This is a genomic window from Pseudomonas sp. AC247 (genome assembly GCF_979258015.1).
Genome location: NZ_OZ409829.1, coordinates 3,548,983 through 3,572,336, shown reverse-complemented (window position 1 = coordinate 3,572,336; position 23,354 = coordinate 3,548,983). Strand labels below are relative to the sequence as shown.

Annotated in this window: 16 protein-coding genes and 4 tRNA genes; 17 read left to right on the top strand and 3 right to left on the bottom strand. The window is 61.1% G+C overall.

All coding sequences use genetic code 11. The features are described from left to right. The first annotated feature begins 225 nt into the window (after positions 1-225). From ACZZ0B_RS16255 to ACZZ0B_RS16210, 10 genes are all read left to right on the top strand, one after another. A tRNA-Ala gene (locus tag ACZZ0B_RS16255) sits at positions 226-301 on the top strand. 80 nt (positions 302-381) lie between these two features. After that, positions 382-457: transfer RNA gene (locus ACZZ0B_RS16250), tRNA-Glu, on the top strand. 53 nt (positions 458-510) lie between these two features. Beyond that, positions 511-586 (top strand) — tRNA-Ala (locus ACZZ0B_RS16245). Between the two features lie 79 nt (positions 587-665). Next, a tRNA-Glu gene (locus ACZZ0B_RS16240) sits at positions 666-741 on the top strand. 180 nt (positions 742-921) lie between these two features. Further along, positions 922-1,461, top strand: a complete 540-nt coding sequence (locus ACZZ0B_RS16235; RefSeq protein ID WP_008083008.1) for a TetR/AcrR family transcriptional regulator — start codon at positions 922-924, stop codon at positions 1,459-1,461. A gap of 30 nt (positions 1,462-1,491) precedes the next feature. After that, positions 1,492-2,325 carry an alpha/beta fold hydrolase gene (locus ACZZ0B_RS16230; protein WP_008083003.1) on the top strand — a complete coding sequence of 278 codons (834 nt, stop codon included), beginning with the start codon at positions 1,492-1,494 and terminating at the stop codon, positions 2,323-2,325. Between the two features lie 45 nt (positions 2,326-2,370). Beyond that, positions 2,371-2,808 carry an acyl-CoA thioesterase gene (locus ACZZ0B_RS16225; RefSeq protein WP_158834764.1) on the top strand — a complete coding sequence of 146 codons (438 nt, stop codon included), beginning with the start codon at positions 2,371-2,373 and terminating at the stop codon, positions 2,806-2,808. 189 nt (positions 2,809-2,997) lie between these two features. After that, positions 2,998-3,957 carry a tRNA dihydrouridine synthase gene (locus ACZZ0B_RS16220; protein ID WP_008083198.1) on the top strand — a complete coding sequence of 320 codons (960 nt, stop codon included), beginning with the start codon at positions 2,998-3,000 and terminating at the stop codon, positions 3,955-3,957. Between the two features lie 145 nt (positions 3,958-4,102). Then, positions 4,103-4,798: a DUF1266 domain-containing protein gene (locus ACZZ0B_RS16215; protein WP_463545766.1), complete on the top strand. Its 696-nt coding sequence runs from the start codon at positions 4,103-4,105 to the stop codon at positions 4,796-4,798. Continuing rightward, positions 4,795-7,509: a DUF805 domain-containing protein gene (locus tag ACZZ0B_RS16210; RefSeq protein ID WP_463545765.1), complete on the top strand. Its 2,715-nt coding sequence runs from the start codon at positions 4,795-4,797 to the stop codon at positions 7,507-7,509. Before ACZZ0B_RS16215 ends, ACZZ0B_RS16210 begins: the two co-directional genes overlap by 4 nt. Here the strand turns inward: ACZZ0B_RS16210 and ACZZ0B_RS16205 are convergent. From ACZZ0B_RS16205 to ACZZ0B_RS16195, 3 genes are all read right to left on the bottom strand, one after another. Beyond that, positions 7,506-9,197: an Hsp70 family protein gene (locus ACZZ0B_RS16205; RefSeq protein ID WP_463545764.1), complete on the bottom strand. Its 1,692-nt coding sequence runs from the start codon at positions 9,195-9,197 to the stop codon at positions 7,506-7,508. The genes ACZZ0B_RS16210 and ACZZ0B_RS16205 overlap by 4 nt on opposite strands. Positions 9,198-9,290: 93 nt before the next feature. After that, positions 9,291-12,569, bottom strand: a complete 3,279-nt coding sequence (locus ACZZ0B_RS16200; protein ID WP_440097047.1) for a sensor domain-containing protein — start codon at positions 12,567-12,569, stop codon at positions 9,291-9,293. Between the two features lie 74 nt (positions 12,570-12,643). After that, positions 12,644-13,528 (bottom strand): LysR family transcriptional regulator, encoded by an 885-nt coding sequence (locus tag ACZZ0B_RS16195; protein ID WP_463545763.1) that lies wholly within the window; start codon positions 13,526-13,528, stop codon positions 12,644-12,646. A 140-nt stretch (positions 13,529-13,668) separates the two neighbouring features. On the opposite strand from ACZZ0B_RS16195, the gene leuC reads away from it, so the two are divergent. From leuC to ACZZ0B_RS16160, 7 genes are all read left to right on the top strand, one after another. After that, on the top strand, positions 13,669-15,087 hold the full coding sequence (gene leuC / locus ACZZ0B_RS16190; RefSeq protein WP_158834785.1) for a 3-isopropylmalate dehydratase large subunit: 1,419 nt from the start codon (positions 13,669-13,671) through the stop codon (positions 15,085-15,087). Positions 15,088-15,097: 10 nt separating this feature from the next. Beyond that, a complete protein-coding gene (gene leuD, locus ACZZ0B_RS16185; RefSeq protein ID WP_440097048.1) occupies positions 15,098-15,742 on the top strand; it encodes a 3-isopropylmalate dehydratase small subunit in 645 nt (214 codons plus the stop codon). Between the two features lie 134 nt (positions 15,743-15,876). Continuing rightward, on the top strand, positions 15,877-16,644 hold the full coding sequence (locus ACZZ0B_RS16180) for a class I SAM-dependent methyltransferase (RefSeq protein ID WP_463545762.1): 768 nt from the start codon (positions 15,877-15,879) through the stop codon (positions 16,642-16,644). A gap of 54 nt (positions 16,645-16,698) precedes the next feature. Further along, positions 16,699-17,781 carry a 3-isopropylmalate dehydrogenase gene (gene leuB, locus ACZZ0B_RS16175; RefSeq protein WP_158834791.1) on the top strand — a complete coding sequence of 361 codons (1,083 nt, stop codon included), beginning with the start codon at positions 16,699-16,701 and terminating at the stop codon, positions 17,779-17,781. 66 nt (positions 17,782-17,847) lie between these two features. Then, positions 17,848-18,960 (top strand): aspartate-semialdehyde dehydrogenase, encoded by a 1,113-nt coding sequence (asd, locus tag ACZZ0B_RS16170; protein WP_463545761.1) that lies wholly within the window; start codon positions 17,848-17,850, stop codon positions 18,958-18,960. A gap of 273 nt (positions 18,961-19,233) precedes the next feature. Further along, complete coding sequence (locus ACZZ0B_RS16165; protein ID WP_463545760.1) at positions 19,234-20,244, top strand: aspartate-semialdehyde dehydrogenase; 1,011 nt, start codon at positions 19,234-19,236, stop codon at positions 20,242-20,244. 208 nt (positions 20,245-20,452) lie between these two features. Continuing rightward, positions 20,453-23,125, top strand: a complete 2,673-nt coding sequence (locus tag ACZZ0B_RS16160) for a FimV/HubP family polar landmark protein (protein WP_463545759.1) — start codon at positions 20,453-20,455, stop codon at positions 23,123-23,125. The last annotated feature ends 229 nt before the right edge of the window (positions 23,126-23,354 follow it).

Here is a 23,354-nt window from a genome sequence, read left to right as displayed (position 1 = left end):
GCTGCGATCTTTTGATTTTGGCTTTTAAAAACCAGATCAAAAGATCGCAGCCTGCGGCAGCTCCTACAGGGGCATGCTTTATCCCAAGTCCCGGATTTTCGGGAGGAGGGCGGTAAGTGATTGTTATGCCGACGAAAAATTTTGAAATTTTTCAAAAATAAGTTTGACAGGCTTTCGATACGCCCTTAAGATTCGCCCCGTCCTCAGCGATGACATCAACGATGAGGGGCTATAGCTCAGCTGGGAGAGCGCCTGCATGGCATGCAGGAGGTCAACGGTTCGATCCCGTTTAGCTCCACCAATTTTACACTTCAAGGCCTGGCCACACCGGCCTTGAAGCGATCAACACTCAGCGTTGATCAGTTGTATAGAAGGGTTTGCGTCCCCTTCGTCTAGTGGCCTAGGACACCGCCCTTTCACGGCGGTAACAGGGGTTCGAGTCCCCTAGGGGACGCCAGTTTTACAGAAGTGATGTTGCAAGATGTCACTCCGCCGCGAGGCGAAAAATCCGGGGCTTTAGCTCAGCTGGGAGAGCGCCTGCATGGCATGCAGGAGGTCAGCGGTTCGATCCCGCTAAGCTCCACCAATTTTACAGTTCAAGGTCTGGCCACACCGGCCTTGAATCGATCAGCACTCAGCACTGATCAGTTGTATAGAAGGTTTGTGTCCCCTTCGTCTAGTGGCCTAGGACACCGCCCTTTCACGGCGGTAACAGGGGTTCGAGTCCCCTAGGGGACGCCACGATTACCCGCTCTGCGGGATTTTATAAGGGTCATTCAATTATTGAATGGCCCTTTTGTTTGTCTGGCGTTTGGCCAATTCTCCTTTTCCTAAACTGTGCTTCAGACCAGCGGTCATATTCTTGACTTGCAGATTATTATTATGCGAATAATATTCTAGTCGTAATATTCGGAGGCAACGATGAACGATAAAAAAGCTCAAACCCGCGAACGCATCCTCAAGGCCGCCAGCTCCGCGCTGATCCAGCGTGGCCCGGCCGACCCAAGCGTGGGCGAAGTGATGGGCGCAGCCGGCCTCACGGTCGGTGGCTTCTATGCGCACTTTGAAAGCAAGGACGCGATGATGCTCGAAGCGTTCAAGCAATTGCTCGGTCGTCGCCGCGACCTGATTGCCGACATGGACAGCGAACTGACCGGCGAAGAGCGTCGCGCGCTGGTCGCAGCGTTCTATCTGTCGCGCAAGCACCGTGATTCCAGTGAGGCGGCGTGCCCGATTCCTGCGTCGATCGGCGAGTTGGGGCGTTTGCCGGATTCGTTCCGCCTCGCGCTGAACGAACACTTGGAATTGATGGTTGCGCAGTTGGCGTCCAGCCCTGAGGACACCGACAAAGCCCTGGCCGACATGGCCCTGATGGTGGGTGGTCTGGCGCTCGCACGAGCACTGGGCCCGGGTGATTTATCTGATCGATTGCTGCGCGCGGCCAAGTCGGCGGTGCGTTGACCTGAAGGCAGCAGGCCTGAGGAGAGAGCGATGAACACGTTGAAGTGGGTTCGTGGCGTTAATGGCACCTTGGGCTGGATTGCACCGCAACGAGTGGCGAGCAAAATGCGCCTGGCGTTCATGACGCCGCGCGCGCTGCCACTGCGCGATTGGGAGTTGCCGATGCTGGCCAGTGCCGAGCGCATCACGCTGCGCTTCGGGCTTTCGGCATTGCGCTGGGGCCAAGGCCCTGCCGTGCTGCTGATGCACGGTTGGGAAGGGCGCCCCACCCAGTTCGCCGCGCTGATCACTGCGCTCGTCGATGCCGGTTATACCGTTGTTGCACTCGACGGCCCGGCCCACGGTCGCTCACCGGGACGTGAAGCCAACGTCGTCCTTTTTGCGCGCGCCATGCTTGAAGCCGCCGCCGAACTACCGCCGCTGCAAGCCGTCATCGGCCACTCGATGGGCGGCGCCAGCGCCATGCTCGCCGTGCAATTGGGCCTGCGTACCGAAACCCTCGTCAGCATCGCTGCGCCGGCGCGAATTCTCGGTGTACTGCGCGGCTTCGCCCGCTACGTCGGTATGCCGCCCAGAGCGCGCTCCGCGTTTATCCGCCAGGTCGAGCAAGACGTTGGCATGCGCGCCGCCACGCTGGATGTCGCCCACTATCAACTGGATATGCCGGGCCTGATTGTGCATGCCGAGGACGACAATTTTGTCTCGGTCAAAGAGTCGCAACTGATCCATGAATCCTGGTTCGACAGTCGTTTGCTGCGTCTGGAAGGTGGCGGTCATCAGCGCGTACTCGCCGACCCGCGCGTGATTGATGGCGTGTTATCACTGCTGGCCGGTCGCAGCCTTCAGGCGCGCCAATCGGCGTGAGCTCCGTTACACTGCCCCGGTTGAATAACTGACCGGGAGTGGGGCATGGGCTGGGATCGGGCAACGCCGTTTACCATTGATCTGCAAGTAGGCGCCGAGGACATCGACGGGCTGGGCCACGCCAATAACGCGGTGTACGTGACCTGGCTCGAACGCTGCGCCTGGCGCCATTCGCAGCGTCTGGGGCTGGATCTGGTCGAGTACCGGCGTCTGGATCGGGCGATGGCCGTGGTCCGTCACGAAATCGATTATCTGGCCGCCGCCTATGAGGGCGATGAACTGCAGTTGGCAACCTGGATCGTCGATTGGGATCAGCGCCTGAAAATGACCCGGCATTTCCAGCTCAAGCGCCCGAGCGACAACACCACGCTGCTGCGCGCGCAAACCACCTTCGTCTGCATCGAGCTGTCCACCGGCAAGCCCAAGCGCATGCCTGCCGAATTCATCGAAGGCTACGGCCCGGCGATCCAGCTCACCGCCTGACCCGCCCTTTGCCTCGAACTCTGCTCTAACTCATGTAGGAGCTGCCGCAGGCTGCGATCTTTTGATGTTGTTTTTTTAAGATCAAGATCAAAAGATCGCAGCCTTCGGCAGCTCCTACAGGTGGTCGTGGGTTTAAGCCGCTCAATCCAGTAAACTGCGGCACGTTTTTCTCTAAGTAGTGTTTTCCCCATGCAAATTGCTCTGGCGCCCATGGAGGGGTTGGTCGACGACATCCTCCGCGACGTGCTGACCCGCGTTGGCGGCATCGATTGGTGCGTGACCGAATTCATTCGGGTCAACGATCAGTTGCTTACCCCGGCTTACTTCCACAAGTTCGGCCCCGAGCTGCTCAACGGTGCCCGCACGGCGTCCGGCGTGCCACTGCGTGTGCAATTGCTCGGTTCCGACCCGGTGTGCCTGGCGGAAAACGCTGCACTGGCCTGCGAACTCGGTTCCGAAGTGATCGACCTCAACTTCGGCTGCCCGGCCAAGACCGTGAACAAATCCCGTGGCGGCGCGGTACTGCTGAAAGAGCCGGAGCTGCTCAACCAGATCGTCGAGCACGTGCGCCGCGCGGTGCCTGCGCACATTCCAGTCACCGCGAAAATGCGCCTGGGCTTCGACAGCCCGGACGGCTCGCTGGTCTGCGCCACGGCGTTGGCCGAAGGCGGCGCCGAACACATCGTGGTGCACGCACGAACCAAAATGGACGGCTACAAACCGCCGGCGCACTGGGAGTGGATCCCGCGCGTGCAGGACGTGGTCAAGGTGCCGGTGTTCGCCAACGGCGATATCTGGAGCGTTGAAGACTGGCGTCGTTGCCGCGAAATCAGTGGCGTGGAAGACATCATGCTCGGCCGCGGTCTGGTGTCGCGCCCTGATCTGGCCAGGCAGATCGCCGCCGCGCGTGCCGGTGAAGAAGTGGTCGAGATGACCTGGGCCGAGTTGATGCCGCTGATCCAGGATTTCTGGCTGCAAGCCAAGGCGCAGATGACCGCGCGTCAATCGCCGGGCCGTTTGAAGCAATGGCTGGCGATGCTGACCCGCAATTACCCGCAAGCCACCGAACTGTTCACTGTGCTGCGTCGCGAGACCGAGCCTGATCATGTCTCGCGCTTGCTCGGTTTGCCCGTCGCCGAAGCCGCCTGACTCCGCTCGAAAAAATGCCCCGATACGTCGGGGTTTTTTTATGGGTGCTGCACACCGGCTTTGCCGCACGGCAGCGCTTTCTCTACAATCCGCCGCAGTTTTGCCGACCTCCCATTTCTCACTCGGTCGGCGTGGAGCATTTTTCATGGATGAGATTCAGCAGCGCTGGCTGTGGGCCCTGTCGGCGCCGATGGCGGCGCTCAATCCTGGCGCCGGGTATGACGACCCTGCTTTCTGCGACGACGCGTACATCAATCTGGAGCACAGCTGGGGCATTGATACCCGCCAGGAGCTGTTCGGCATGCTCAGGGGGATGACCGACGACGGCCACGCCAAACACCTCAGTGACGGTTATCTAGCCTGGCAGCGTTGCCTGCCGAGTGAATGGCCGGCGCTGCTCGAGCGTCTCGCCCCGCGTGAACGCATCCTGCATGAGTTTGCCAGCCGCACCTTCGACAGCTGCGGGGCCGGTGGGATTCTGTCTTGGGATTACGGGCGCATGGGCTTTCTCTTGCGCTGCGGTGTGCGCAACAAGTGGATCGATCTGGTCGAGAGTCAATGGCTGCATTCGCGCCTGGCCGTCAGGGCGCAGTTTCACTACGACAGCTGGATGGCGTACTACCACGGCTTCCTTATCGGCCGGGCGTTCTGGTGCTGCCAGAACAAAAGTGATGATGCGCTGGCGTTCGAGCTGGATCGACAAGGGCAGACTGCGCATAACCTGCTGATCACCCGGGGTCTTGAGCAGAGCATCCCGCAGTTTCTGCCTGACTTGCCTTGGCATATGGACATCGACCCGCCGCCGCGTCCGGCATCGCTCAAGGAGTTCGACTGGTCATGAGTTGCTGGATCCAACTGGGCATCGAGCCCACTGCCGAAGAAACCCTGATCCGTGATGCCTACCGCGCACGCTTGCCGGCGCATCACCCGGAGACCGACCCCGAAGGCTTTCAGGCGTTACGCATGGCGTACGAAAAAGCCCTGCGTCTGGCTCGTGAAGACGACCTGGAAGAGGACGACGAGGAAGAGGATTACGCCGAGTTCGAGGCGCCAGACGCGCCGGTCGCCGAGACTCCCCAAGCCTTCGTGGATTTCTGTGAACTGCTCGACGATCCTGCACGGCGCTTCAATATTGCCGCCTGGCAGGCGTTTATCCGCACGCTGGATCAATTGCCCCTCGATGACCTCGACGATCTCAGTTGGGGTTTCTACCACCGCATGACCGATGCCGGTTTGCTGTCGCATCAATGCGCGAACCTGCTGGCCGAGCGCATGGCCTGGGATCAACAGTTGCTTGATCTTGGCTACGATCAGGCGGAGCGGGTCGATGCGTTTCTGCGGCGGATAAAAACCCCGGACCCGTTCGATGTGGCGTTGATGAGCCATTGGCCGGAGCCCGCGCAGGTTGAAGCGTTGTGGTACGCCCGCAGCCTGGTGGTCACCTTCACCCAGCGTCCGCTAAACGAATTCCGCCATTTCGCCCTTCGACACACCTGCTTGCCGTTGCCGAACGATGAGGCATACATCAAACGTCTGCTCGCGCAGTTCACTCAGGCGGGCATCGGCGGGGAAGGGCTGCTGCAGTCCTGCATCGAACAACAGCGTCAGCACCCTGACGACATTGATTGGCTGTACATGCTGGCCAGCCAGTACAGTTTGCAGGGGCTGGATGATCAGGCGTGGCCGTGCTGGATCCGCTTGTGGCAGGAGCACCGTCATCCGAAAGCCGAAGGCCATTTGTTGGCGCTATGTGGCGAGCGTTCGCCGGACCTGCTGCCGTTGCTGATTCAAGCCTTCGATTGTGCCCGGCCTTTCAGTGCCTGGCCGCTTGATCTGGACGACGCCAGTCAGGCGTATGGCAGCCCGACTCAGCAACCACAGACCTTGTTGCGCTGGCTGGACGTCGGTCCTCTGCAACTACAGGGGCTGGCCGGGGCTTTTGTCGATTGGCGCCTGCACGATGACGAATTGCCGCTGGTGGCGCTGTTGCTCGGCGAGCATGCCGACCAGCGCCTGCAACGACTTTACCGGCATGCCTGGGCGTTGCATCGCGGTGACGTGCTGTTGTTGCAGCAGATGCTCGACGAGGCGTTGCCGCCGGACGCGCTTGAAGCGCTGGTGCTGAGCGGTTTCCAGTATCAGGCTGAGCAACATCTGCGCTGGCTGAAAAATTCGCCGATCGCGCGGGCGATGACCGCCTACACCGATGAGGACGCAGAATCGCCACAACTTCCTGTGGCGCAGACCAGCGATCAGTCGCACAGCCTGTGCCGCGGCTGGTTGCGCCGGTTGCGTCCCTACAGTCATGCCGCGCTCGCGCGCATTGAACAAGACTTCAAGCTCAACGGCTCATACGCCGGCACTGATCTGTCGGAACTGACGCAGTTGCTGCAACTGGCTCAACTCGATGTGCTGTTGCCCGCACCGGAGGCGGGCGAAGGGCTGTGGCAATGGCACGCGCAAACGCTGTTTTTGCTGATGTTGCTGGGGCAGACGGAGCGTTGGTTGCCATTGATCGACGCGCGGATGCTGGAGTCGCTGGCATTCAACCCGTCCCATCCGCTCAGCCGCTTGCAGCCGTTGTTGCAGCGATTGCTGCGTGAACAGGGAAATTGCAGCGGCTTGCTCGGCCTGCTGCAAACCGAAGATCCAGTGCAGGCGCTGCTGGCCCAGCAGATGTGCGGGGTTCAGGAGGCGCTGGACAGCCTGCGCTTGCTCAGCAACGACCGGTTGTTCCTGTGCATGCGCCGTGATCTGCGTGCTTTTGACGACGACCTGCTCGGGCGGATGCTGCTGACGGGCGTGCTGTATCACACGTCATTGTTTGATGCCAAACAGCGGCGCTTTTTACTCGACAGGATTACCGAAGTCGTCAACCCACAGGAGTGGTTCGACGGTTTCCGGCACAGCTTGATCAAGGGCGAACCAGTGCGTCCGCCGCGTCAGGCGCTCGAAGATGAGGGCATCAACGACTGCGACGATTTTTACCTGGCGCTTGATGTGCTCAAGGATCTGGTCAGGTACGGCGACGCGGGCGTGCCACGGCAGAAGCACCTGATACGCCTGCAGCGGGCCAAGGACAATCAGCAGAACGGCCTCGGTGTGCGGTTTGCTTGCAGTGCGCTGCTGTCGTGGTCGGAGCGATTGATGATGGCCAAGGCCGAGGCGCGGCCGACATCGGCCATGGCGTTCTGGCGCCTGGGTTCGCGGCTGAGTCGCGAGGCCTTTGTCGGGCAAGTGCTTGGCCTGGTGCTGCTGACCCCGCTGGTCGCCGTGCTCAGTGGATCGACGCCGCCCGCCCTGGTGGTGCTGGTGCTCGGGGTGTTGATCCTGCTCGGCGCCATGCTGCGGCGCCTGCATGACATGGGCCGGGGTGTCGCGACCTTTCTGGTGTTGGCCGGGTTGACGCCAGCCTTGCCGTTTCTGCCGCTGGTGCTGTTCGGTTTTCCCGGGGAAAAACTGCCCAACCGCTACGGCATGCCCCCGGAAAGCTTTCGTGAAGACCCGTTGGCCGCCGGCTTGCAGGCGGCGCTGCGGCGACTCATCGGCTAGAAGCGCAGTTCATCCAGGGCGCTGTTGAGTTGTGAACGCTGGCTGGCAATCTCCGCCGGTTGTTGGCCGCCGAGCACGGCCGTGAAGCTGTGCAGCCATTCGGCAATGCGCTCGCGCTCGGTGCCCAGGCTCTGCATCCAGGCGCGTTCCAAGCGTGCCAGCAGCGTGCGGTTGGGCAAGGTATCACGCGGGTGAACCTTGAGTGCGGCGAGCCGGTCATGGCTGTTTTGCCGAGCCTCGTCATCCAGCCCGGTCGGGCTGCGGTCGATGCTGTGGCTGTGGCGCTTGCCGGTCTCCAGCAGCGTGACGTCGACCTCAAGCAGGCCATTGATGTCGTAACTGAAGCGCACGTCGAGTTCCTGGCGGTGTTCGGTGGGCGTCAGCGTGACATCGAAACCGTCGATGAAAATGTTGTCGCGCACCCATGGGCGCTCACCCTGATACACCGAGATACGGATCTGTTCCTGCTTGGGATAGGTGGTGCAATAGCGCTCCACCCGTGACGTCGGGATGATTGTGTTGCGCTCGATAATGGGCGAGAACGCGCCTTCGACGCCTCTGCCGCGCATCGTCTCGATACCCAGCGTGTAAGGGCAGACATCGGTGAGGATCAACTCTTCTACCGCACCGTCGCGGGCCTTGCAGGCCGCTTGCGTCGCGGCGCCAAGGGCGACAATCGTGTCCGGGTCGAGGTGACGATACGGCAGGCGCCCGAACAGCGTGGCAACCATTTGTTGCACCGCGAGCATGCGCGTGGCGCCGCCGACCAGCACCAGGCTGTCGAGGTCGCGGGGTTTCAGTCGGGCATCGCGCAGGGCCTGTTCGATCGGTGCGCGCAAGCGTGACAGCAGCGGCTCCCAGATTTTCAGCGCAGCCGCTTCGTCCAGCGACCACTCGTAGACATTGTCGGCGTGGCGCCAGCTCAAATGCTGGACGCCTTCACCGAGATTGCACTTGAGTTGCTCCAGCGCATCGCCGAGGCTGGCCAGGCTGTGCGCGTCGATCATTGACGGCGTCAGTTGCCAGGTCTTGAGGCAGTCTTCGAGCAGCGCGGCGGTAAAGTCTTCGCCGCCGAGAAAGTTGTCGCCAGTCGATGCATGCACTTCGATCAGCGGCAACGCGTATTCCAGCACCGTGACGTCGAAGGTGCCGCCGCCCAGGTCGAAAATCAGCGTGCGCTCGAATTTCTGCTCATGCAGCCCGTAAGCCATGGCCGCTGCTGTCGGTTCATTGATCAACCGTGTGACCGCCAGCCCCGCCAGTTCGGCGGCGAACAGGGTGCGCTTGCGTTGTTCGTCGCTGAAATAGGCCGGCACTGAAATCACCGCCTCAGTGACCGGATGGCCAAGAAACGCTTCGGCGTCCTGCTTCAGTGAGCCCAACACCAGCGCCGACAATTCTTCCGGGCTGAACGCGCGAGCGCCGAGTTCGACCCGTTTGTCGCTGCCCATGAAACGCTTGAACGCGGCAGCGGTGCGATCCGGGTGGGTGGTCAGGCGGGCGCGGGCGGCTTTGCCGACCAGAATCGTGTCGTCTTCATCGAGGCTGACCACCGAGGGGGTCAACACGTCGCCGAGGGCGTTGCGGATCAATTCGGCGCGACCGTCGCGCCAGACGGCGATCAGGCTGTTGGTGGTGCCAAGGTCGATGCCCAGCAGGGCTGGGCGGGGGAGGGTTGCATCCTGCATGAAAGATCCCGAAACGGCGCAAAAAAGCGACCCTACAGGTTGGCGCAAACCGTGGCAATTGCCGCTCTGTTGCAAGCTGCGCAGTGGAGAGTGTCAGGGCAGCAGCTTTTTCAAACCCTCCAGTGGCAGTGGCCGGCTGTGCAGGTAACCTTGGTACAAGTGGCAGCCTAAACCTTGCAGGAACGCCAATTGTTCGGGGGTTTCCACGCCTTCGGCGATCACCTCCAGTTCCAGGCTGCGGGCCATGGCGACAATGGCGCGGATGATTTCGGCGTCATTCGGGTCGGTGGTGGCGTCGCGGATAAACGACTGATCGATTTTCAATGTGTCGACCGGCAGGCGCTTGAGGTAAGTCAGCGACGAATAACCGGTGCCGAAATCGTCCATGGCGAAGCTCACGCCGAGCTTTTTCAGGCGGCGCATTTTGCTGATGGTGTCCTCCAGGTTCTGAATGACGATGCCTTCGGTGATTTCCAGTTTCAGCAGCGAGCAGGGCAGGCCGTGGCTGCTCATGCTGTGTTCGATGCGTTCGACAAAATCGTTCTGGCGGAACTGCCGTGGGCTGATGTTCACGCACAGGCTGAAGTTGAGCGGGTCGACCAGTTTCAGCGCGATCAGCTGTTTGAACGCGTCGCAGGCCTCGTCGAGGATCCACGTGCCGACTTCGAGAATCAGCCCGCTGTCCTCCAGCACCTTGATGAATTCGGTGGGCGATTGCGCGCCGAGCTCCGGGTGATTCCAGCGCACCAGCGCTTCGGCGCCGATGATGCGGTTGTCGCGGGCGTCGATCTGCGGCTGGAAGTGCACATTGAATTCGCCGCGTGACAGCGCCAGGCGCAGGTCGGTCTCCATGCGCAGCCGCTCGCTGGCCGCTTTCTGCATGGTGTTGTGGTACATCTGCGTGGTGTTGCGCCCGGAATCCTTGGCCCGGTACAGAGCGATGTCGGCGCGCTTGAGCAGGTCGGTCGGGGTCGAACCGTGATCGGGAATCAGCGCCACGCCGATGCTCGGCGTCACTTGCAGGCGCTGACCGTCGAGGAACATCGGCTCGGAGAGCAACTCACGCAGGGTGTCGGCGAGGTTGCGCACTTGCGCGCTGACTTCATTGCGCGAGCCTTCGAGGCCGCTGAGCAGCACGACAAACTCGTCGCCACCGAGGCGTGCGACGGTATCTTCCATGCGCACGCTGGCTTCGAGGCGCGCGGTGATGATCTTCAGCACCGTGTCGCCCACCGGATGGCCGAGCGAATCGTTGATGTGCTTGAAGTGGTCGAGGTCGAGAAACAGCAAGGCGCCGCGCAGGTTATGCCGTTTGAGCAGGGCGATCTGTTGGCTCAGGCGATCCATCAGCAAGGCGCGATTCGGCAGGTTGGTCAGCGGGTCGTGGTACGCCAGATGACGAATCTGCGCTTCGGCGTTTTTCAGCAGGCTGACGTCCCGCGCGGTCAGCAGCAGGCACGCGGTTTCATTGAGGGTGATCGGCTCGACTGAGACTTCCACGGTCAGCAATTCGCCGCGCTTGTTGCGCCCGAGCATTTCCTGATGGTGCACGCGGCCCTTGATCTGCAACTCGGCCAGCAGCGCCGAGCGTTGCTTCTCTTCGGCCCAGATGCCGACCTGATACACGGTTTTGCCCACCACTTCGTCGGCGCGATAACCGGTGAGTCGGCAGAAACCGTCGTTGACCTCCAGATAACGGCCGGTATCGCGCTCGGTGATGGTGATCGCGTCGGGGCTGGAGTGGAACGCCTTGGCGAATTTCTCTTCACTGGCCTTCAGCGCCGCCTCCGAGCGTTGTTGCTGGGTAATGTCGCGCAGGGTGGTGACGATGCACGGCTGGTCGCCGACGCTGATCTGCCGGCTGGAAATCACGCAGGTCAGCGACTGGCCGTCCTTGTGCTGGACGATGATCGCAACATTGCTCAGGCCTTGTTCGCGGATCACTCGCTCGATGCGTTGCAGGCTTTTCGCCGAGGCGTCCCACAGGCCGATTTCTTCGGCGGTGTGGCCGATCACGTCGGCGGCGCTCCAGCCAAAGGTCTGGCTGAAGCTGGAGTTGATCTCGATGAACTCGCCGCTGTCCTGACGGGTCACGCAAATCGGGTCGGGACTGACCTGAAACAGCGTGGCGAATTTCTCCTCCGACGCGACCAGCCGTTGTTCGCGTTCGACCTGATCGGTGATGTCCAGCAGGGTGCCGGCCATGCGCAGCGGCGCACCATTGTCATCGCGATAGAGGCGGGCGCGACTTTCCAGATAACGCGAGCTGCCGTCCGGCAGTTGCACGCGGTAGGTCAGTTGATAATTGCCCGCCGGGCCTTCGCGCAGGCTGCGATAGGCATCGCGCATGCTGTCGCGTTCCTCGCCCGGCACACCTTCGAAAAACTCGTCGAACGACTCATGAAAGGGTTTCGGCTCCAGCCCGTGCAGTTGCGCCGCCCGTGCCGAGCCGTAAAGCATGCCGCTGGGAATGTGCCAGTCCCACGTGCCGAGCTGCGCCGAATCCAGCGCCAGGTCGAGGCGTTCCTGGCTGTCCTTCAAAGCGTGTTCGGCGGCTTTGCGTTCGGTGGTGTCGAGGAACGTGCTGAGCAGATACGGCTGGCCTTCGAGTTCGACCTTCTGCGCACTGAGGATACCGTCGTGAATCTGCCCGTTGCTGGCGCGAAACTGCACCTCCATGCTGATCAGTTCGCCCTTGGTGTTGGTCTTTTTGACCAGTTCGGCGCGCTGCTCGGGGTGTACCCACAAGCCCAGTTCCAGCGTGGTGCGGCCAATGGCGCTCTGCACCGGCCAGCCGAACAGGCTTTCGAAATACTGATTGGCCTCGCTGATCAGGCCGTCTTCCTGACGCGTCAGCAAGACCATGTTCGGACACAGGTGAAACAGGGTGGCGAAACGTTTCTCCGAGCTGCTCAGCGCCTGTTCGCGTTGACGCTGGTGGGTGATTTCGCGAATCACCCCGATCATTCGGGGGCGGCCGTGTTTATCCGGCAGCAGGCTGCCGCTGATTTCCAGCCAGTGCAGGCTGCCGTCGGGCCAGCGGATGCGGTGGTGCATCGCTTGTTCCAGCGGTGCGCCGGCGATCACCGCATGGAAGGCGCGAACGGTCTTGGCGCGATCTTCCGGGGGCAGTAGATCGAGGTATTCAAGGTCCGCCGGCAGCGGTTGCCGTGGATCGAAGCCGAACAATGCCTGGGTGCCCCGTGACCAACTGATCTGCCCGCGCTCGATGTCCCAATACCACGCGCCGAGCCGCGCGCCGTTGAGCGCGGCGAGCAATTGCGGCGCGCTCTCCCAGCTCTGCTCGGAATGACGCGGGTCAATCGCCTGGATACGCGGCATCGGCGGAATGCGGTCAACAGATTTCGGCATTGTGGACAGGCCTTGAGCTGATGGTGGCGTTAGGCACAGGGACAGCGGCTCTATAGGAGTAGCACAAGTTGGCCTTATGTCCCTGGCAGATCGATTTGTGCATCCAGCAAGGCCATAAAGGCTCTTGCCGCATTCGATAGCGTCCGTTCGGTGTGCAAGATATAGCCTAGCTGGCGACTGAGCTGTATGCCCGGCAAAGCGATGCTTGCCACCTGTTCATCGAGCATGGTCCGTGGCAGAACGCTCCAGGCCAGACCGATCGAGACCATCATCTTGATGGTTTCCAGATAGTTGGTGCTCATGGCGATGTTCGGCGTCAGGCCCTGAGCCTCGAATAAACGCTGCACGATATGGTGTGTAAAAGTGTTGCCGCCGGGGAAAACCGCCGGATGACCGGCGATGTCGGCCAGATTGACCGCGCCGTTATTGATCAGCGAATGCTCCGGGGCGACCACGAAATCCAGCGGGTCGTCCCACACTGGCGTGGCTTTGACCAGTGTGTGGGGCTCCGGGGCGAGGGTGATGACCGCCAATTCGGCGCGACCATGGAGAATTTCCTCGTAGGCCACTTCCGAATCGAGGAACTGAATATCCAGCGCAACTTGTGGGTAACGGCGGGTGAATTCCCGTAAAAGCGGCGGCAAACGGTGCAAGCCTATGTGGTGACTGGTGGCCAGGGTCAGGCGCCCGCTGACTTCGCCGGTCAAATTTGTCAGCGCGCGGCGGGTGTCATCCAGCACATTAAGAATCTGATAAGCCCGAGGCAGCAGGGCGCGGCCAGCCTCGGTCAGGCCGACTTCACGGCCCAGCCGATCAAACAGGCGCACCTTCAATTGCTGCTCCAGCCCGGCGATGCGTTTGCTGATCGCCGGCTGCGTCAGGTGTAGGCGTTCGCCGGCGCCGGAGAAGCTGCCGGTCTCGGCAATCGCGATAAAAGCGTTGAGGTTGGCCAGATCCATGTTCGTATTCCAGTTGGTTATCCAAAGCATAAAAAATATGAATTTGAGTTATTTAATCTAACCCCATAGGATCGGCCTCACAAGCCAAAGGGTTATTGATAAGCCCAGGGCATAGAAACAAGCTGATGAGGAACCGTCTGATGGCCGGCAAAACGCTCTACGACAAGCTCTGGGATTCGCATTTGGTCAAGCAGCGCGACGATGGCTCTGCGCTGATCTATATCGATCGTCACATCATTCACGAAGTGACCTCGCCGCAAGCCTTTGAAGGCCTGCGTCTGGCCGGGCGCAAGCCTTGGCGCATCGATGCCAACATCGCGACCCCGGATCACAACGTACCGACCACCCCGGAACGCAAGGGCGGCATCGAAGCCATTGCCGACCAGGTCTCGCGTTTGCAGGTTCAGACCCTCGACGACAACTGCGATGAGTACGGCATTGTCGAATTCAAGATGAACGACGTGCGCCAAGGCATCGTCCACGTGATCAGCCCGGAGCAGGGTGCAACCTTGCCGGGCATGACCGTGGTCTGCGGCGACTCGCACACCTCGACCCACGGCGCGTTCGGCGCGTTGGCTCACGGTATCGGCACCTCCGAGGTCGAGCATGTGCTCGCCACGCAGTGCCTGGTTGCGAAGAAAATGAAGAACATGCTGGTGCGCGTTGAAGGGCAGTTGCCGTTCGGCGTGACCGCCAAGGACATCGTCCTTGCGGTGATCGGCAAGATCGGCACCGCTGGCGGTAACGGTCATGCCATCGAATTCGCTGGCAGCGCGATCCGCGACTTGTCCGTTGAAGGCCGCATGACCATCTGCAACATGTCCATCGAAGCCGGCGCCCGCGTGGGCTTGGTAGCCGCAGATCAGAAGACTGTTGACTACGTGAAGGGCCGTCCATTTGCTCCGAAAGGCGCGGAATGGGACATGGCCGTCGAGTCCTGGAAAGACCTCGTCTCCGACGCCGACGCCAAGTTCGACACCGTGGTTGAGCTCGACGCTACGCAGATCAAGCCGCAAGTCAGCTGGGGCACTTCCCCGGAAATGGTCTTGGCCGTGGATCAAAACGTGCCGGATCCAGCGAAAGAGATGGATCTGGTCAAGCGCGACTCGATCGTCCGTGCCTTGAAATACATGGGTTTGACCGCCAATCAGGCGATCACCGACATTCAACTGGATCGCGTGTTTATCGGCTCCTGCACCAACTCGCGGATCGAAGACTTGCGCGCTGCGGCAGTCATTGCCAAGGGCCGTAAAGTCGCTTCGACCATCAAGCAAGCGATCGTCGTGCCGGGCTCGGGTCTGGTCAAGGCGCAGGCTGAGGCCGAAGGTCTCGACAAGATTTTCCTCGAAGCCGGTTTTGAATGGCGTGAGCCGGGTTGCTCGATGTGCCTGGCGATGAACCCGGACCGTTTGGAGTCCGGCGAGCATTGCGCCTCGACTTCCAACCGTAACTTCGAAGGCCGTCAGGGCGCCGGTGGCCGTACCCACCTCGTCAGCCCGGCCATGGCGGCGGCGGCAGCGGTGAACGGTCGTTTCATCGACGTTCGCGAATTGATTTAAGGAGCGCAGCATGAAAGCTTTTACTCAGCACACTGGTCTTGTCGCGCCTTTGGATCGTGCCAACGTCGACACTGACCAAATCATTCCGAAACAATTTTTGAAGTCGATCAAGCGCACCGGTTTCGGTCCGAACCTGTTCGACGAGTGGCGTTACCTCGATGTCGGTCAACCGTATCAGGACAACTCCAGGCGTCCGCTGAACAAGGACTTCGTCCTCAACGCCGAGCGTTATCAAGGCGCCAGCGTGTTGCTGGCCCGCGAGAACTTCGGTTGCGGCTCCAGCCGTGAACACGCGCCGTGGGCGCTGGAAGAATACGGTTTCCGCAGCATCATCGCGCCGAGCTACGCCGACATCTTCTTCAACAACAGCTTCAAGAACGGCTTGCTGCCGATCATCTTGAGCGACGCTGAAGTCGATGAGTTGTTCAAGCAGGTCGAGGCTGAGCCGGGCTATCAATTGCAGGTTGATCTGCAGGCGCAGACCGTGACCCGTCCGGATGGCAAGGTGTACAGCTTTGAGATCGATGCGTTTCGCAAGCATTGCTTGTTGAACGGTTTGGACGATATCGGTTTGACCTTGCAGGACGGTGATGCGATTGCGACGTTTGAGGCCAAGCACCGTGTGAGCCAGCCTTGGTTGTTCCGCGACGCATAATTTGCGTATGGCGAATGGCGCCATCGCGAGCAGGCTCACTCCTACAGGGGAGCGCATTCCAAATGTAGGAGTGAGCCTGCTCGCGATGAGGCCCTCAAAAGCACCACAAGACTCACCCTAAAAAGGAAGTCCCCATGACCAGCACCGCCCAACACACTCAGGTCGTACAAAAGCAATTCGGTGAACAGGCCGCCGCCTACCTGAGCAGCGCCGTTCACGCTCAAGGCACCGAATTCGCACTGCTACAAGCTGAGCTGGCGGGGCAGGGCGAGGCGCGGGTTTTGGACTTGGGCTGCGGCGCCGGTCATGTCAGTTTCCATGTCGCACCGCTGGTCAGGGAAGTGGTCGCCTACGACCTGTCGCAGCAGATGCTCGACGTGGTCGCCGCCGCTGCCGTTGATCGCGGGTTCACCAACATTGCCACGGTCAACGGTGCCGCCGAGCGTCTGCCGTTTGCCGATGGCGAGTTCGACTTCGTGTTCAGCCGTTATTCGGCGCATCACTGGAGCGATCTCGGCGTGGCCCTGCGCGAAGTGCGGCGGGTGCTGAAGCCGGGCGGTGTGGTGGCATTCGTGGATGTGTTGTCACCGGGCAGCCCGTTGTTCGACACTTACCTGCAAAGCGTCGAAGTGCTGCGCGACACCAGTCATGTGCGCGATTATTCAGGCGCTGAATGGTTGCGTCAGGTCAGCGAAGCCGGTTTGCATGTGCGCAGTACCACGCGTCAGCGCCTGCGTCTGGAGTACACCACCTGGGTTGAGCGCATGCGCACACCCGAAGTGATGCGCGCCGCGATCCGCCAGTTGCAGCAGTCGATGGGCAACGAAGTGCGCGAATATTTTGAGATTGATGCCGACGGCTCGTTCAGTACAGATGTAATCGTATTGATGGCTGAGCGCTAAGAATTTTTCCAGGCGCGCCTCAGATGGCGCACCGACTGAAGACACGAGGAAAGCATGAGCAAGCAGATTCTGATTCTCCCAGGTGACGGTATTGGTCCGGAAATCATGGCCGAGGCGGTCAAGGTTCTGGAACTGGCCAACGACAAGTACAGCCTGGGCTTCGAGCTGAGCCATGACCTGATCGGTGGCGCCGCCATCGACAAGCACGGCGTGCCGCTGGCCGACGAAACCCTCGAGCGTGCCCGCGCTGCCGACGCCGTGTTGCTGGGCGCCGTCGGTGGCCCGAAATGGGACACCATCGAGCGTGATATCCGCCCTGAGCGCGGTCTGCTGAAAATCCGTGCGCAACTGGGCCTGTTCGGCAACCTGCGTCCGGCGATTCTGTATCCGCAACTGGCCGAGGCTTCGAGCCTGAAGCCGGAAATCGTTGCCGGCCTGGACATCCTGATCGTTCGTGAGCTGACCGGTGGCATCTACTTCGGCGCGCCACGCGGCACCCGTACTCTGGAAAACGGCGAGCGTCAGTCCTACGACACGCTGCCGTACAGCGAAAGCGAAATCCGCCGCATCGCCCGCGTCGGTTTCGACATGGCCATGGTCCGTGGCAAGAAACTCTGCTCGGTGGACAAGGCTAACGTGCTGGCGTCCAGCCAACTGTGGCGTGAAATCGTCGAAGAAGTGGCCAAGGATTATCCAGAAGTCGAACTGAGCCACATGTACGTCGACAACGCCGCGATGCAACTGGTGCGCGCGCCGAAGCAGTTCGACGTGATCGTCACCGACAACATGTTCGGCGACATCTTGTCCGACCAGGCGTCGATGCTTACCGGTTCCATCGGCATGCTGCCGTCGGCCTCGCTGGACACCAACAACAAGGGCATGTACGAGCCTTGCCACGGTTCCGCTCCGGACATCGCCGGTAAAGGCATCGCCAACCCGTTGGCGACCATTCTGTCGGTCTCGATGATGCTGCGTTACAGCTTCAATCTGCAGGATGCCGCCGATGCCATCGAAAAAGCCGTCAGCGTCGTGCTCGACCAAGGTCTGCGCACGGGCGACATCTATTCGGCCGGTTGCAGCAAAGTCGGTACGCAGGAAATGGGCGACGCAGTAGTCGCCGCGCTGCGGAATCTGTAATCTCTCGGGCCCGCTGCGAAATTCAATACAAAGCAGCGGCCCACTTTTCAAGAAGGTGTAGTTGCGATGAAACGTGTAGGTCTGATCGGTTGGCGCGGGATGGTCGGTTCCGTGCTCATGCAGCGGATGCTGGAAGAGCAGGATTTCGATCTAATCGAGCCGGTGTTTTTCACCACTTCCAACGTTGGTGGCCAAGGCCCGTCCGTGGGCAAGGACATTGCTCCGCTCAAGGACGCTTACAGCATTGACGAGCTGAAGACCCTCGACGTGATTCTGACCTGCCAGGGCGGCGACTACACCAGCGAAGTGTTCCCGAAACTGCGCGAAGCCGGCTGGCAGGGTTACTGGATCGACGCAGCCTCGAGCCTGCGCATGAACGATGACGCAGTGATCATTCTTGATCCGGTCAACCGCAAGGTCATCGACCAGCAGCTCGACGCGGGCACCAAGAACTACATCGGCGGCAACTGCACCGTCAGCCTGATGCTGATGGGCCTGGGCGGTCTGTTCGAAGCCGGTCTGGTCGAGTGGATGAGCGCCATGACCTATCAGGCGGCCTCCGGTGCCGGCGCGCAGAACATGCGTGAACTGATCAAGCAAATGGGCGCGACCCACGCCGCTGTCGCCGATCAACTGGCCGATCCTGCCAGTGCGATCCTCGACATCGACCGTCGCGTGGCCGACGCCATGCGCAGCGACGCGTACCCGACCGAGAACTTCGGCGTACCGCTGGCCGGCAGCCTGATCCCGTGGATCGACAAGGAACTGCCGAACGGCCAGAGCCGTGAAGAGTGGAAGGCTCAGGCCGAGACCAACAAGATCCTCGGTCGCTTCAAGAGCCCGATCCCGGTCGACGGCATCTGCGTGCGCATCGGCGCCATGCGCTGCCATAGCCAGGCGCTGACCATCAAGCTGAACAAAGACGTACCGATCGCCGATATCGAAGGGCTGATCAGCCAGCACAACCCTTGGGTCAAACTGGTGCCGAACAACCGCGATATCAGCATGCAGGAGCTGAGCCCGACCAAGGTCACCGGCACCCTGAATGTCCCGGTTGGCCGTCTGCGCAAGCTGAACATGGGCTCGCAGTTCCTCGGCGCGTTCACCGTGGGCGACCAACTGCTGTGGGGCGCGGCCGAACCGCTGCGTCGCATGCTGCGGATTTTGCTCGAGCGTTGATCGTTTGCAGCAATGAAGAAGCCCGTGCCTTGTGAGAGGTGCGGGTTTTTTTATGCCTGACGGTTTTCGGGAGACTGTGCCGGCCTTATCGCGAGCAGGCTCACTCCTACAAGATTGAGGGTGCACACAAAATTCAGGTTCACACCGACCACTGTAGGAGTGAGCCTGCTCGCGATGAGGTCAGTCCAAGCGCCACAAGTTCCGGCAGAAATTGCCTGTGCGCCAGTCACCCGGTAAAGTGCCGCTCCCCCCGTTTCGCCAGAGGCTCGCACTATGACCCAGACCCTAGATATTGCCGTGATCGGCGCCACCGGTACTGTCGGCGAAACCCTCGTACAGATTCTCGAAGAACGCGACTTCCCGATCGGCACCCTGCACCTGTTGGCGAGCAGCGAATCCGCTGGCAGCTCGCTGCTGTTCCGCAACAAGAACGTGCGTGTTCGCGAAGTCGACGAGTTCGATTTCAGCAAGGTCAAACTGGTGTTTTTCGCTGCCGGCCCGGCCATCACCCTGAGCTACGCCGCGCGCGCGCATGCCGCCGGTTGCTCGCTGATCGACCTGTCCGGCGCGCTGCCGGCCGATCAGGCGCCACAAATCGTCCCTGAGGCCAATGCCAGCAAGGTCGACGGTTTGAAGGCGCCGTTCCAGGTCAGTAGCCCAAGCCCGTCGGCCACTTCGCTGGCCGTGGTGCTGGCGCCGCTGCTCGAGCTGATCGACCTGCAATCGGTGCATGTCACCGCCAACCTGGCGGTTTCCGCCCAAGGTCGTGAAGCCGTCACCGAGCTGGCGCGGCAGACCGCCGAGCTGCTGAACATGCGCCCACTGGAGCCGACCTTCTTCGATCGGCAGATGGCGTTCAACGTGCTGGCCCAGGTCGGCACGCCTGACGCGCAGGGCCACACGCTGCTGGAAAAACGCCTGGTGCGCGAGCTGCGTCAGGTGCTGGCGCTGCCTTTATTAAAGATTTCCGCAACTTGCGTTCAAGCCCCGGTGTTTTTTGGCGATAGCTTTAGCGTGACCTTGCAGTCAACGCAGCCTGTCGACCTGGTAAAGGTCAACGCGGCGCTTGAAGACGCAGCCGGTATCGAACTGGTCGAGGCGGGTGATTATCCGACTGCGGTCGGTGACGCGGTAGGGCAGGATGTTGTCTATGTCGGTCGAGTGCGCAGCGGTATCGACGACCCGGCGGAACTTAATCTGTGGCTGACGTCAGATAACGTACGCAAAGGCGCGGCCCTAAACGCTGTGCAGGTGGCTGAATTGTTGATAAAAGACCTGCTGTAAAAGATACTTGGCAACAATTTGTCGACTGATTCTAGGTGAGCGCTATGCTTGCCCAGATTGCTTGATAACGTGTCACCCTCCGGGACTTTCCGGGGCATCAAAGAAATGATCGCGCGCGGCATGTGTCGTCGTCGCGCGCAATGCCTTACGGCAGCGGTGTTCAATATCTTCTCGCTGGCCGAGGAACGTTCAAACAAAGGATGAGGCTATGGTTCAAGTTCGCAAACTGGTGTTAGCAATAGCGGCCGCCTCGGCGCTGTCCTCCGGTATGGCGCATGCCCTCGGGCTCGGGGAGCTGACCCTGAAGTCGACCCTGAACCAGCCGCTGGTGGCTGAAATCGAGCTGCTCGACGTCAAGGATCTCACCGCTGCCGAAGTGGTGCCGAGCCTGGCTTCACCCGAAGATTTTGCCAAGGCCGGCGTTGATCGCCAGGCCTTCCTCAACGACCTGACCTTCACCCCGGTGCTCAACGCCAGCGGCAAAAGCGTGCTGCGCGTCACGTCGAGCAAGCCGCTGTCGGAGCCGATGGTGAAATTCCTCGTGCAGGTGATGTGGCCGAACGGTCGTCTGCTGCGCGACTACAGCGTGCTGCTCGATCCGTCGAAGTTCTCGCCGCAGACCGCTGACGCTGCCGCACAACCGGCGCCGTCGCAGACCATCACAGCGCCAACCACTGGCGCCACGCACCCGACGCAATACACCACCACGCCACGCGATACCCTGTGGGAAATCGCCGCGAAGGCGCGCACCGGCGGTTCGGTGCAGCAGACCATGCTGGCGATTCAGGCGCTGAACCCGGATGCGTTCATCGGTGGCAACATCAACCGCTTGAAAACCGGTCAGGTACTGCGTCTGCCGGATTCGGTTCAAAGCACCGCGCTGCCGCAGTCCAAAGCAATTGCTGAAGTCGCCGCGCAGAACGAAGCCTGGCGCACGGGCCGTCGTTATGTGGCCAAGCCAGGCACTGGTCAACAGCAGCTTGATGCGACCAACCGCGGTCGTGCAAACACCGGCGCTGCCCAGAACGCTCAGGACAATCTGAGCCTGGTCTCTGCCGAAAGCGCTAAAGGTCGCGGCAAAGGCCCGGCCGGTGATGCCAAGGCGCTGAGCAACAAATTGGCGGTCACTCAGGAAAACCTCGACACGACCCGTCGTGACAACGAGGAACTGAAAAGCCGCATGTCCGATCTGCAAAGTCAGCTGGACAAGCTGCAGAAGCTGATCGAGCTGAAGAACAATCAACTTGCGAAACTGCAGGCAGAAGGGGCGGGTACAGCGCCGGCCGCAAACCCTGCCGCTCCGGCAGTGCCTGCAATCACCGCTGAACTGGCCGCCACACCGCCGGCCACTCCGGCGGACGCGGCGCCGACACCGGAATCGGCGATTGCGCCACCGGTCGAAACGCCCGCTGAAACACCGGTTACGCCAGTGGTCGAGCCGAAACCGGCAGTCGATGACGAGAAAACCTTCAATGAGCTGCTGACCAATCCGATCCTGCTGGGCCTGGTCGGTGGCGGCGCTGTTGTGCTGCTGCTCTTGCTGTTGCTGCTGGCACGTCGCCGCAAAGCCCAGCAGGAAGCCGAAAAGCACCTGCGCATGGCCCGTGCCTTGTCTGAAGAGCAAGAGTTCTCCGCCGAACAGGATTTGCCGGAAAGCAGCTTCGAAGGTCTGGAAACTCCGGCGGCGAGCGTCAAGCTCAACACCCCGGCGCCAGCCCCTGCTGCTGCGGTAGTCGCGCCGATCGTGATGGCTGAGCCGATTGCCGCGCCGCTGGTGGCGCCGGCCGCCGAGCGCTCCGATGACGTACTCGACAAGGCGCAGTCGCACATCAATGCCGGTCGCCTGAACCAGGCGGCCGCGCTGCTGGAGGAGGGCGTCAGCCTCGAGCCGCAGCGCAGTGATCTGCGTCTTAAGCTGATGGAAGTCTACGGTCAGCAGGGCGACCGCGATGCGTTCGTCGGTCAGGAGCGTCAACTCGTGGCCAATGGCGACAACTTCGCCAAGGTCGAAGAGCTGAAGAGCCGCTTCCCGGCGATGGCTGTTGCCGTTGCTGCTGCCGGTGGCCTGGCCGCTGCCGCCGTGGCTGCCGAGCTGGACGCGCAATACGTCAAGGATCTGCTGCTGGATGAGCCTGAAGCACCTGCGCCGGCACCGGTTGAAGATGACTTGGACAGCGCGTTTGACCTGAGCCTGGACGATCTCGACAACATCACGCCGGTAGAGCCTGCGCCGGTCGTCGAGCCAGAAGCGCCGATTGAACTGGATGCCCCGGTCGAGCTGGACGAGTTCCCGGCGGACGACGATCTGAGCTTTGAATCGGTGCTGCAACAGCAGACCGAAATCAAAGAGAATCTGGACGACTTGTCGGACTTTGACCTGGATCTGGACCTCGGCGCCGAACCTGCTCCGGCCCCTGCCGTGGACCTGGCGGACGATGACTTCCTGCTGGATCTGGACGAGGGCGTGAAAGATCTGTCGCCGGTCGAACCGCCGGTCGTGGCTGACGTGCCGCAGGATGATCTCGAGTTGCCGGCCGATTTCGACCTGTCGCTGGCCGATGAAATGGACAGCAACCCAGCAGCCGAACCGGATGCCTTCTCGGCTGAGCTGGACGACGTCAACGCCGAACTGGATCGCCTGTCGCAAAGCATCGCCGAACCGACCTTTACCGAAGCCGATGCGGCGGTGGGTGGTGATCTGGGCGAAGATGATTTCGACTTCCTTGCCGGCACCGACGAAGCGGCGACCAAGCTCGATCTGGCCCAGGCCTATATCGACATGGGCGATAACGACGGTGCGCGTGACATCCTCAACGAAGTGTTGACCGAGGGTGACGAGAAGCAGCGTGGCGAGGCCAAGGACATGCTCTCGAGCTTGTAATCAGTCCAGCGGTAAACAAAAACGGCAGCCCATTGAGGCTGCCGTTTTTGTTTGTGTCGGATTCTTTGGCGTTTGGGCCATTGTCATCGCTGGCAAGCCAGCTCCCACAGTTTCTGAGGCGCACACAAAACCTGTGGGAGCTGGCTTGCCAGCGATGAGGCCCGACCAGGCGACAGAGAACTCTCTGGCATCCCTGAACCACAGCCTTATAATGCCCGCCTTTGCAAAA

Bases quoted from the DNA above. Each gene is read 5' to 3' on its own strand.
- ACZZ0B_RS16235 (WP_008083008.1), top strand. From the start codon at position 922: ATGAACGATAAAAAAGCTCAAACCCGCGAACGCATCCTCAAGGCCGCC.
- ACZZ0B_RS16230 (WP_008083003.1), top strand. From the start codon at position 1,492: ATGAACACGTTGAAGTGGGTTCGTGGCGTTAATGGCACCTTGGGCTGG.
- ACZZ0B_RS16225 (WP_158834764.1), top strand. From the start codon at position 2,371: ATGGGCTGGGATCGGGCAACGCCGTTTACCATTGATCTGCAAGTAGGC.
- ACZZ0B_RS16220 (WP_008083198.1), top strand. From the start codon at position 2,998: ATGCAAATTGCTCTGGCGCCCATGGAGGGGTTGGTCGACGACATCCTC.
- ACZZ0B_RS16215 (WP_463545766.1), top strand. From the start codon at position 4,103: ATGGATGAGATTCAGCAGCGCTGGCTGTGGGCCCTGTCGGCGCCGATG.
- ACZZ0B_RS16210 (WP_463545765.1), top strand. From the start codon at position 4,795: ATGAGTTGCTGGATCCAACTGGGCATCGAGCCCACTGCCGAAGAAACC.
- ACZZ0B_RS16205 (WP_463545764.1), bottom strand. From the start codon at position 9,197: ATGCAGGATGCAACCCTCCCCCGCCCAGCCCTGCTGGGCATCGACCTT.
- ACZZ0B_RS16200 (WP_440097047.1), bottom strand. From the start codon at position 12,569: ATGCCGAAATCTGTTGACCGCATTCCGCCGATGCCGCGTATCCAGGCG.
- ACZZ0B_RS16195 (WP_463545763.1), bottom strand. From the start codon at position 13,528: ATGGATCTGGCCAACCTCAACGCTTTTATCGCGATTGCCGAGACCGGC.
- leuC (WP_158834785.1), top strand. From the start codon at position 13,669: ATGGCCGGCAAAACGCTCTACGACAAGCTCTGGGATTCGCATTTGGTC.
- leuD (WP_440097048.1), top strand. From the start codon at position 15,098: ATGAAAGCTTTTACTCAGCACACTGGTCTTGTCGCGCCTTTGGATCGT.
- ACZZ0B_RS16180 (WP_463545762.1), top strand. From the start codon at position 15,877: ATGACCAGCACCGCCCAACACACTCAGGTCGTACAAAAGCAATTCGGT.
- leuB (WP_158834791.1), top strand. From the start codon at position 16,699: ATGAGCAAGCAGATTCTGATTCTCCCAGGTGACGGTATTGGTCCGGAA.
- asd (WP_463545761.1), top strand. From the start codon at position 17,848: ATGAAACGTGTAGGTCTGATCGGTTGGCGCGGGATGGTCGGTTCCGTG.
- ACZZ0B_RS16165 (WP_463545760.1), top strand. From the start codon at position 19,234: ATGACCCAGACCCTAGATATTGCCGTGATCGGCGCCACCGGTACTGTC.
- ACZZ0B_RS16160 (WP_463545759.1), top strand. From the start codon at position 20,453: ATGGTTCAAGTTCGCAAACTGGTGTTAGCAATAGCGGCCGCCTCGGCG.